The organism is Shewanella sp. 10N.261.52.F9 (assembly GCF_041471165.1).
Lineage (GTDB): Bacteria > Pseudomonadota > Gammaproteobacteria > Enterobacterales > Shewanellaceae > Shewanella > Shewanella marinintestina.
The window spans coordinates 444,676-455,476 of record NZ_JBFRNX010000001.1 but is presented as its reverse complement, the minus strand read 5'-3'; the positions used below and the strand labels follow the sequence as shown (position 1 = coordinate 455,476).

Genomic DNA, 10,801 nt, shown 5'->3' with positions numbered 1-10,801 from the left:
TAGCCTTGGTATTTGTGTCTAGAGCACTTATGCCAATAACCACAAGTGGTTTTTGGCAAAGATATAATCGAGCTCAAGCAATATTAGGCGTTTGCTTAGCTGTTTTGGCTAGGCTTATTGGCTGTACGATTGCCATTACTTGCTCTATTTGGGGTCGGTCTACGTTGTCCAGTTGGCTTGCTGTGGCTGCGTTCTGGTCCGCTGCCGTTTGCACTTGCGTTGCCGTTAGCTGCATTCGGTCTACGCTGACGTTTAGGCTTGCTTGGTTGTGAATCACCGTTTTGCTGGTGGCCACGAGCCATTTCACCACTACGTTGGCCATCCTTGTGTTCTACTTTAGCAGCATTATTTTGACCATTGCCTTGGCGACGCGGGTTAGCTGACTTATTGCTAGCTCCGCCTGAGTTTGCGCCTTTATTTGGACTACGCGATCGACCATTACCACGACTTTGGTTGCCACCATTACGCGGACCTTTATTCTGGCCATGAGATTTACCGGTTAAGTCAGTTTCAGGTAAGTGATAAGTTGGCTCAAAGCCTTCGATTACGCGGCGCTCTAAGTTCTGTTTAATCAGTAACTCAATGTCACGCAAAAGTTTAATTTCTTCATCGCCAACAAGTGATACTGCATGGCCTGATGCCCCTGCGCGACCAGTACGGCCAATACGATGTACATAATCCTCTGGCACGTTTGGTAAATCAAAGTTAACCACTTGCGGTAGTTGGTCTATATCAAGGCCACGTGCGGCAATATCAGTCGCCACAAGTACGCGAATTGCACCACTCTTAAAATCGGCTAGAGCTTTAGTTCTTGCGCCTTGGCTCTTATTACCGTGAATCGCAGCAGCAGTAATATCTTTTGCTTCAAGGTTTTTAGCAAGACGGTTAGCACCATGTTTAGTGCGGCTAAATACCAATACTTGTTGCCAGTTATTTTGCTTAATCAGTTTGACTAAAACTGCTGCTTTTTGGCCTTTATCAACAGGGCAGATCCACTGCTGTACAGTATTAGCTGTCGCGTTACGCGGTGTAACAGAGATCTCAACTGGGTTGTTCACTAAGCCTTTGGCAAGCTGGCGAATATCATCAGAGAAGGTTGCTGAAAACATCAAGTTTTGGCGCTTTGCTGGCAAGATAGCTAAGATTTTTTTAATGTCATGAATAAAGCCCATATCTAGCATTCGGTCGGCTTCATCAAGAACAAGTACTTCAAGCTGACTAAAGCTCAGAGCACGTTGATTATATAGATCGAGTAAACGACCTGGAGTCGCTACCAGAATATCAACCCCGCGGTTAAGTTTAGTGATCTGTGGACCAATGCCAACCCCACCAAATACTACAGCTGATTTAAGCGGTAAATTCTTACCGTAAGTTTCAACGCTTTCACCAACTTGAGCAGCTAGTTCACGAGTTGGAGTTAGCACTAATGCGCGCACTTGTTTAGCCGGGGCTTTGGTGCCTTTTGAAAGTAGCTCTAGCAATGGCAGAGTAAAACCTGCTGTTTTACCTGTACCAGTTTGCGCAGCGGCCATCACGTCCTTTCCTTCCAATACGGCAGGAATTGCTTGTGCCTGGATAGGTGAAGGAGTGTCATAACCTTTATTGGCAACGGCTTTCAAAATTTGGGCTGATAAGCCCAGTGAGGCAAAACTCATAGATAGGTCTCATTTCGGCTGCGGAATAGACGTTAAAGTGCGACTGGCAGCGGTTTCAGGGGGCCTGCAGATGCTGGCGGCCGTGCAGCTTACAGGATCTGCCTAAAAAGCGCTAATTATTAAACAATCAACCGCTAAATAAACGGTCTTGCTAGCGTTGTCGCTTAACTCCACTGAGTATGGCAGTTAAATAAGAACTAGGGGGTTATTAGCAACTGAAATGGAGCTGATTGATCATTGTCAGCAGGATAAATTGACTAATTTGGTAAAAAACTATCGATTGTGTGATTTTTAGTCGATTAAAAGATGTTGTATCGGCGCTGCATGTGTTAATCTCGCGCCCCTGAAAGTTCATCTACCGATTTTCACCAGTAAATCTAGGTATACATCATACCTAACTCGGCGACTTGTCATGCAGCAACCTATCATTAGTTATCATAAAGATGATGAAGACCATTGGGTTGCGAATTTGTCTTGCGGTCATACGCAACATGTTCGCCATCGTCCTCCATGGGAGCGACGAGACTGGGTGACTAGCCAGCAAGGCAGAGATGCCATGCTTGGTTATAATCTGGAGTGTAAGCTGTGTGAACTCAATTCGGAAGTGGAATAAATCGTGTAGTGATTTAGGTGATCATTACAGAGCGATTTAGAAACAGAATTATGAACGTGAGAGTGATACTTAGAGTGTTGGTCTTGCGTATTGATTGAGCTATAAATAGCCTTGGCTGATATCTTTAACTGGGTATCGCACAAATAGTGTATTTGGCTCAAGTATTAGCATTATTGTTAGGATAAAAAGTAACATGACACAAACTAAGAAGTATGATTTTCGCGTAGTAGCAGATGGCGCAACTTGGACTGGCCAAATCACTCGTCGTCAAACAGCAAGAAAGATTGTTGTTTCTAAAGCTAAGAAAGGTTTTGCGACTGAAGCTGAAGCACAAGCTTGGGGCGAAACTGAACTTAAATCATTCTTAGAGAATTTGATTAAGCGTAATGAGCGTAAAGCTAAGGCGCGTGAAGAGCGTAACGAAGCTGCTGACGCTAAAGAACTTGCTGCTGATGCATGGCGCAATGCGCGTCCAAGCAAATCATCAGATTTCGATGAAGATAACCTAGATTATGAGTCTGACTCAGAAGGTTAATCTTGCGCAGCAAATCTAATTTGTTTTAGCGATAGCTAAATAAATTGAGAAACCGCAGTAAGCCTAGCTTAGTGCGGTTTTTTTATGTATAGGATTTGCTGAGCTGCTTGTTTTATAAACCGTGATTTATTGATCTAGCTCAATTTTTGTGAGTCCGATAACATTTACTGCATTGATGTTTTATTCTGCTATTAATGCCTGCGATACTGAGGGAATGCATTCGTGTTTTACTCGCCTTGCGTAAACTAAATAGATTGAACTTACGCTAGTCGATAAAGTCTTTAAAATATGTTTTTGCTCAAGTTAGATGCGCAGCATCCAACTTATCCTCTTGTTGTCGTTAGTCTGGAATCACATGGATAAAACAGTAGAAAAAAAGCTTACTAAATGGCTGAAGCTGCAAAAGAAAGCGTGTGGCTTTTATTTAAATTTGTCGGTTTTTTTCGGTGTATTAACCGGGCTAAGCTTAATGTGCCAAGCATGGCTTATTGCCACTGTACTGCAAGGCATTATTATTGATGAGTTACCCAAGAGTGATTTCATTAATCACTTTTGGGCATTGCTTGGATTAACAGTGGTCCGCGGCGTACTAGCGTTTGCCCGAGAACGCGCCAGTTTTCAAGCTGGTGCCAAACTCAGAGTTGAAATGCGCGCCGCGGTATTAGATAAATTAGCGCTGCTTGGGCCTGCATTTATTAAAGGTAAACCGGCAGGCAGTTGGGCCAGCATAGTGCTGGAACAAATAGAAGATCTGCAAGATTTCTACGCTCGTTACTTACCACAAGTCGTATTGGCTGGTTTTATTCCATTAATTATCTTAGTTGCGGTTTTCCCTATTAATTGGGCGGCAGGATTAATTTTGCTGGCTACAGCGCCGCTTATCCCGATGTTTATGATTTTAGTGGGTATGGGGGCAGCCGACGCTAACCGTAAAAACTTTAGTGCGTTAGCCCGTTTAAGTGGCCACTTTATGGATAGACTGAAAGGCTTATCAACGCTGAAGCTGTTTAATCAAGGTGAGAAAGAAGCCAGAGTTATCCGCAAAGCCTCAGAAGAGTTCCGTGAGCGCACTATGGCTGTATTGCGTATGGCATTTTTAAGCTCGGCAGTATTAGAGTTTTTTGCTGCTGTTTCGATAGCTGTTATGGCAGTTTACTTTGGTTTTAGCTACTTACATCATCTGGACTTTGGCCATTACGGCGTATCAATTAGTTTATTCACAGGTCTTTTTGTACTTATTTTAGCACCGGAGTTTTACCAACCACTGAGAGATATGGGAACCCACTATCACGCTAAGGCGCAAGCGATTGGTGCGGCAGAAGAGTTAATGGCATTACTTGATCACCCAACAGAGCAGTTTGGTGGCGAGAAGCAATTGAACGGAGATCTCGACATCATAGCTAAGGATTTATCTGTTTATAGCTTAGATGGCAGTCTATTACTGGGGCCGGTGAGTTTTCAGATTAAAGCCAATGAACATGTGGCAATAGTAGGCCCTAGCGGCGCAGGTAAAACTAGCTTACTGAATGCGCTACTGGGTTTTTTACCTTACAAAGGTCAGTTAAGTATTGCCGGTACCGAGCTTAAAGAGTTGTCGCTTATCGATTGGCGCAAACATCTTGCTTGGTTAGGGCAAGAGCCGCAGCTTTTTCATGGCACCTTGCGTGACAATATTGCCATGGGGCGCAGTTTATCTGACGACGATATTTTAACCTTGTTGGAACAAGCGCAGATTTTAGATTTTGTGGAGCAGTTGCCATTAGGCTTATCTCATCCAGTCCAAGAACAAACTGCCGGGTTATCGGTAGGGCAGGCGCAGCGAATCGCATTAGCAAGGGCGCTTGCTCAGCAAGCTTCGTTATTTGTACTCGATGAACCGACCGCCAGTTTAGACAGCTTGAGCGAGCAAGCGGTGCAAGCAACATTAACCGCAGCAATGCAAGGGAATGCTTGTATTATGGTTACCCACAGACTCGAAAACTTAAGCGCCATGGATAAAATATTTGTCATTGATAAAGGCGCGTTAGTGCAGCAGGGCTGTTATCAGCAATTAGTGGCACAAGAGGGCACCTTTAAGCAGATGCTGGATGAAGTCTGCAGTGTTAGCGAGTTTGATCTTAAACTTGTGCCGCAAACAAATAATCAGTCAGAAGGGGATAAGTAATGAGAGCACTATTTCCCTATATAAAACGCTTTAAAAGCCAAGCATTTATGATGTTCATCGGTTTGTTTTTGAGCGTTACAACCTTGATGGCAGGCATAGGTTTGCTGTCGTTATCTGGCTGGTTCTTATCGGCAACAGCGGTTGCAGGTTTAACCGTTTTGGCCGCGCAAACCTTTAACTATTTTACGCCAGCTGGTGGAGTGCGATTTTTATCGATTGTACGTACAGCAAGTCGCTACGGTGAGCGCTTAGCAACTCATGAGGCAACTTTTAGTTTATTAACTGATTTACGCTGCTGGGTATGGAACAAGTTACTGCCGTTAAGTGCAAAGAACCTGCAAGGGGTGCGTCAGGGCGATCTGCTAAACCGCTTGGTTGCCGATATTGATACGTTAGATCATCTGTACTTGCGTTTAATTACGCCGCTTGCTGCATCACTACTAATGATGTTGGTGCTTTACTTCTTTGTTGGTCACTTTGACCCTGAGCTTGCTCGTACATTGTGTAGCGTGTTGTTAGCTATATGGATCTTACTACCGACGACCTTCTATTTTCTTGGCCGCAAGCCTGGAATGGCACAGCTAGAGACTAAGCGCCTATTTAGGGTGCAGTTACTTGAATATATTCAAGGCCAAGCTGAGCTTACCTTGTTTGGTGCACAAAAAGCGTATCGCTTACGCTTAGAGAAAGCTCAGCGCGCGATGATAAATAGTCAGAATGCGATGAACCGTGTCACCGCGCTTAGCCAAGCGTGTTTGATTCTCTGCCATGGTTTTGCCGTCTTGTTGATGCTGTATCTTGCGGCGTCAGGTGTTGGCAGCGCTGTGCCGCCAGGTCCAAGACTGGCGATGATTGTATTTTTAACTATGGCGACGATTGAGATGATGATGCCGCTAGCGGGTGCCTTTCAGCATTTATCTGCATGTAGCTCTGCAGCGACTCGACTCAATGAAGTGGTTGAGCAGGCACCAAGTGTGACTTTTGGCGAAGGACAATGTGCTGACGTTAGCCTTGGTTGTGTTAGCTTTAAAGATATCGAATTTGGCTATAGCGAACAGCAAAGCGTATTGAAAGGGCTAAACCTTGAGATCGCAGCAGGTAAAAAAGTAGCGCTGCTCGGACAAACTGGTTGTGGTAAGTCGAGCTTATTATCGCTGTTAACCCGAGAGTGGTTGCCTAATAGCGGGCAAGTTAGTATCGATGGCTGTGATGCTAGCCAATACTCAGAGCTACAACTGCGTCAGTCGATGTCGGTGGTAAGTCAGCGTATTTACCTATTTAGTGGCACACTGCGTGAGAATCTTGCCTTAGCTATTAACGGTGCAACCCGTAAAGATGATGACAAGTTGATTGCGGTATTACGCAAAGTCGGTCTTGAGAGTTTATTACAGGGTAGTAAACCGCTGGACGCTTGGTTAGGTGAAGGCGGACGTCAGTTATCTGGTGGTGAGCAGCGCCGTATTGGTGTTGCCAGAGCCTTACTGCGCGATGCTCCTATCTTATTATTAGATGAACCAACCGAAGGCTTAGATAAGCGTACAGAGCGCGATATTTTGCGTTTATTATTTGAATTTGCAGCTGATAAAACCATGTTGATGATTAGCCATCGCCTTACCGCGATGAATCAAATGGATAGTATTCACTTAATGGAGCAAGGTGCGATTCGCGCGAGCGGCACTCATAGAGAGTTACTTGAGAGTGATGCCTATTATGCCAGCTTGTTTAAGCGTTTAAGTTAACGAGTCGTTGGCTACGGGCTGTAATGCTGCATAAATTTAGCTCAGGCTACTCGTTAATTAACAGCAAAAAGCCCAGTTAAACTGGGCTTTTTATTCGTTAGCATTGACTGTGAGTAAACGTTAAATAGTAAAGCGGGATACTCGCTCGCTTAGGCTATTAGAGGTATCGAGCATCATTTGTGCGTTATCACTGACTTCTTGAGTCTGCGCCGATAGTTGGTGTGAACTATCGCTAATCCCCTGCGTATTACGGCTAATGTCATCAGAAACTGCACGTTGCTCTTCTGCGGCACTGGCGATTTGAGTCGCCATATCACTAATTTCAGTAATTGAGTCAGTGATCCGCATTAAGCTTTGCTTGGCTTGATTAGCAAACTCGACGCTGTTACCTGCAATATCAGTGCTCGACGCCATAGATGCAACGGCTTGTTGACTATTTTGTTGTAAGGTGGCGATCATTGCACGGATCTCCTCGGTCGAATCTTGAGTTCGATGACTTAACACTCGTACTTCGTCAGCGACGACGGCAAAGCCTCGACCTTGCTCGCCTGCGCGGGCAGCTTCAATAGCTGCGTTAAGCGCTAACAAGTTAGTTTGTTCGGCGATGGCTTGAATCGTTGAAAGGATCTTATTGATCTCAATTACGTTAGCTTCAAGGGCTGATACAACTTGCGAAGCATCACCAAGCTGCTGCGATAGTAACTCAATCGACTCTCCATTTTTGCTAATAACGTCGTTACCTTCAAAGCACGCTTGGGTAGAGACTTGCGCGGCGTTAGCCGTCATCTCAGCGTGACTCGCGACTTCGCTGGCCGTTGCAGACATCTCATGAATCGCTGTGGCAATTTGATCTACATCTTGGTGTTGAGCATTAACTCCATCACTAGCTTTAGCAGCAATATCAGATGACTCATGGATCTGCTTTATCAGCTGTTCGGTATCGTTAGAAATTGCTTTAACCATTTGCTGTAGGCTGGCTAAAAAGCGGTTCATATGGCGCTCAAGGGTGCCAATTTCATCTTGTCGCTGAGCATTAAAGCGCTGAGTTAAATCGCCGTCACCTCTAGACAAGGTTTCAATCGTATTAGTCAGTTGCTGTAGTGGCTTAAACATGTGATTAACGATAAAAGATGCGATCACTAAGATCACTAACGCGAGTAGTACGATTGCAAAAATTGATTGTAATACTTGCTCTTGTATTGCTTGATAAGCAAGTGACTTATCTTCAACTAAGCCGAGTGTCCATTTAGTGCCTTGTAGCTCAGTTAAGCGCAGTAGTTTCTCGTTTGCATCTTGCCATTCAATGGTGGTAATCGCCCCGCTATTACGCAGTATTTCAATATAAGATGGTGTTAGGCTGCTAGCAAGGCGATTGGCATTTTGCTGGGTGTAATTGCCATCTCTAAAGGCTAAGATTTTATTGTTCTCATCCAGTAAAAATGCGAAGCCTGCATTGGCTATGTTTAGTTCACTGACTTGCTGAGTGATATAGCCAATACTTAAATCTGCAGCAAGCACACCATTTGGATTGCCGTTAAAGCGTTTAGCTAAAGTGACCACGCTATCGCCTGATAAATCGACGTATGGCTCTGTGGTAATGATCTCGTGGCGATTAAACGCATCTTGGTACCAAGGGCGAGTGCGGCCGTCAAAATCTGCCGGGATTTCAACGTTTTTATCACCCGAGATAACTAGGCCATTGTCTAGACCCATATAGAGATTGATAAAGCCACCGGCTTGAATACTAAGTTCAAGCTCATTTGCGCTGCTTACCCCCGCGCTGATCCGCGCTTCATTGGTATTAATAATGCGCTTTTTATCTTCTAACCAACTGAAAATATTATTGCTAACCGAGCTTGCCTGTAAGCTAAATCGATCGGCAATTGATTGCTCAGTATTTTGCTGTAGTTGATTGATCGAGATATAAGACAAGGTTGCTGTAATGGTTAAGATCACAACTAGTATCGAGAGCTGAATTTTTTGTTTTATGCTTAAGTTCATTTATTGTTATCGTTATTGCGCTGAGTCGTAGTGAGTTGATAAAGCCCTATAGCGGGCTTTACTGGATTAAATTTTAAAGCGTGATACTCGATCGCTTAGGCCGCTAGAGGTTGCAAGCATCATCTGAGCGTTATCGCTAACCTCTTGAGTTTGGCTGGAAAGCTCATTAGAGGTGTCATTAATTGCTTGAGTATTACGGCTAATATCTTCAGAAACTGCACGCTGTTCTTCAGCTGCACTGGCGATTTGGGTTGCCATGTCAGTGATCTCAGTGATCGAGTCTGTTATACGTTCTAAACTGTGTTTAGCTTGATTCGCGAACTCGACACTTGATTTTGCAATGTCTGTGCTCGATGCCATCGACGAAACAGCTTGTTGGCTATTTTGCTGTAAGATCGAGATCATTGAGCGGATCTCTTCGGTAGAGTCCTGAGTTCTATGGCTTAAGACACGCACTTCATCGGCAACGACAGCAAAGCCACGACCTTGTTCACCCGCCCTTGCCGCTTCAATTGCTGCGTTCAGTGCGAGCAGGTTAGTTTGCTCAGCAATTGCTTGGATAGTTGATAGGATCTGATTGATATCAGTCGCATTTTGCTCAAGCGCAGAAACAACCGATGAGGCATCGCCAAGCTGCATTGATAGTTGCTCAATTGAATTACTGCTTTTAACTATGACTTCGTTGCCCTCAACACAGGCTTGCATCGACACTTGCGCGGCAGATGCCGTCATTTCAGCATGGCTGGCAACTTCACTCGCTGTCGCTGACATTTCATGGATTGCGGTGGCAATTTGATCGACATCTTGATGCTGACCATTCACGCCATCACTAGCCTTTGCGGCAATATTTGATGATTCGTTAACCTGTTTAATTAACTGCTCGGTATCGCTTGAAATGGCTTTAACCATTAGCTGTAAGCTTTCAAGAAAACGGTTCATGTGGGCTTCAAGCAGGCCTATTTCATCTTGCTTCTGAGCGTTAAAGCGTTGAGTGAGATCGCCATCACCTTTAGATAGTGTTTCAATAGCATTCGTAAGCTGTTGCAATGGTTTAAACATGTGATTAACGGTAAAAGAAGCAATTAAGAGGATCACTAGCGCTAATACAATAACCACCGCAAGTGATTGTAATACTTGTTGTTCAATAGCTTCATAAGCAAGAGACTTATCTTCAACTAAACCTAAGGTCCACTTGGTACCTTGTAAGTTAGTTAAACGCAGTAACTTTTCGCTGCCATCTTGCCATTCAATTGTAGTTATCTCACCTTGGCGTAATAACGAGTCAATATTGCTTGGAGTCAATGTTTTCGCTAAGCGAGAAGCATCTTTTTGTGCGTAGCTGCTGTCACGAAAAGCGAGCACTCTATTATTTTCGTCTAATAGAAACGCAAAGCCAGCGTTATCGATATTAAGATTGTTAATTTGTTCCGTGATATAGCTAATGCTTAAGTCAGCTGCTAGCACGCCGTTCATCACGCCATTGAAGCGCTGAGCTAAAGTAACTACTGCGGCACCAGTAATATCGATATAAGGTGGTGTGGCAATCATCTCGCTGCTGTTATAAGCCAGTTTATACCAAGGACGAGAGCGAGGGTCGTAATCTTCAGGCCAAGGCTGAGTCTTATCTCCAGAGATAATATCGCCAGTATCAAAGCCGGCATAAACATCAATGAACCCGCCGCCATTTAGAGTGAGTAATAGCTCTCTGTCGCTGTCTAAACCACGTTTGATGCGATCTTCGTTAGCAATGATGATACGCCTTTTATCTTCCAGCCAACTAAAAATATTGTTACTCACAGCTTCAGCATGCAGCTTAAAGCGGTCAGCAATTGCCACTTCGGTATCTTGGGTTAGTTGGCGAGTAGAGATGCTAGCTAGTGTGGTACTAATCACTAGGATAACGATCAAAACAGCAAGTTGGATTTTGTTCTTTATCGTAAGGTTCATTATATTTATCACTGATAAAATTAATATTTACTAGTCGGTTTAGCCAGTAAAGTATAAAAGACAGGTGTTTCTGAGAGCTAAAAAACCGCTGCATTATAGAGCAAGTTTTTTTAACTAAGAGCATAAATATTAAATATTTGAGAGAGT

7 protein-coding genes are annotated in these 10,801 nt (G+C 44.1%); 4 read left to right on the top strand and 3 right to left on the bottom strand.

All coding sequences use genetic code 11. From position 1 onward, the window contains the following. Positions 1-95: 95 nt before the first annotated feature. Entirely contained in the window at positions 96-1,655 is a 1,560-nt protein-coding gene (locus tag AB4298_RS01925; protein ID WP_371985562.1) for a DEAD/DEAH box helicase, read from the bottom strand. 412 nt (positions 1,656-2,067) lie between these two features. Here AB4298_RS01925 and AB4298_RS01920 point away from each other — a divergent pair, with 412 nt between their 5' ends. From AB4298_RS01920 to cydC, 4 genes are all read left to right on the top strand, one after another. Beyond that, on the top strand, positions 2,068-2,268 hold the full coding sequence (locus AB4298_RS01920) for a DUF3565 domain-containing protein (RefSeq protein WP_248998773.1): 201 nt from the start codon (positions 2,068-2,070) through the stop codon (positions 2,266-2,268). Between the two features lie 193 nt (positions 2,269-2,461). Continuing rightward, entirely contained in the window at positions 2,462-2,803 is a 342-nt protein-coding gene (locus tag AB4298_RS01915; protein ID WP_248472557.1) for a DUF3622 domain-containing protein, read from the top strand. A 355-nt stretch (positions 2,804-3,158) separates the two neighbouring features. Then, entirely contained in the window at positions 3,159-4,967 is a 1,809-nt protein-coding gene (gene cydD / locus AB4298_RS01910; RefSeq protein ID WP_248998774.1) for a heme ABC transporter permease/ATP-binding protein CydD, read from the top strand. Further along, positions 4,967-6,706 (top strand): heme ABC transporter ATP-binding protein/permease CydC, encoded by a 1,740-nt coding sequence (cydC, locus tag AB4298_RS01905; protein WP_248998775.1) that lies wholly within the window; start codon positions 4,967-4,969, stop codon positions 6,704-6,706. The genes cydD and cydC overlap by 1 nt, the downstream gene beginning before the upstream one ends. A gap of 120 nt (positions 6,707-6,826) precedes the next feature. Here cydC and AB4298_RS01900 read toward each other — a convergent pair whose 3' ends face one another. Together AB4298_RS01900 and AB4298_RS01895 are read right to left on the bottom strand one after the other, a co-directional pair. Further along, positions 6,827-8,707 (bottom strand): methyl-accepting chemotaxis protein, encoded by a 1,881-nt coding sequence (locus AB4298_RS01900; RefSeq protein WP_371985561.1) that lies wholly within the window; start codon positions 8,705-8,707, stop codon positions 6,827-6,829. A 66-nt stretch (positions 8,708-8,773) separates the two neighbouring features. Next, positions 8,774-10,654 (bottom strand): methyl-accepting chemotaxis protein, encoded by a 1,881-nt coding sequence (locus tag AB4298_RS01895; RefSeq protein ID WP_248998777.1) that lies wholly within the window; start codon positions 10,652-10,654, stop codon positions 8,774-8,776. Positions 10,655-10,801 lie beyond the last annotated feature (147 nt).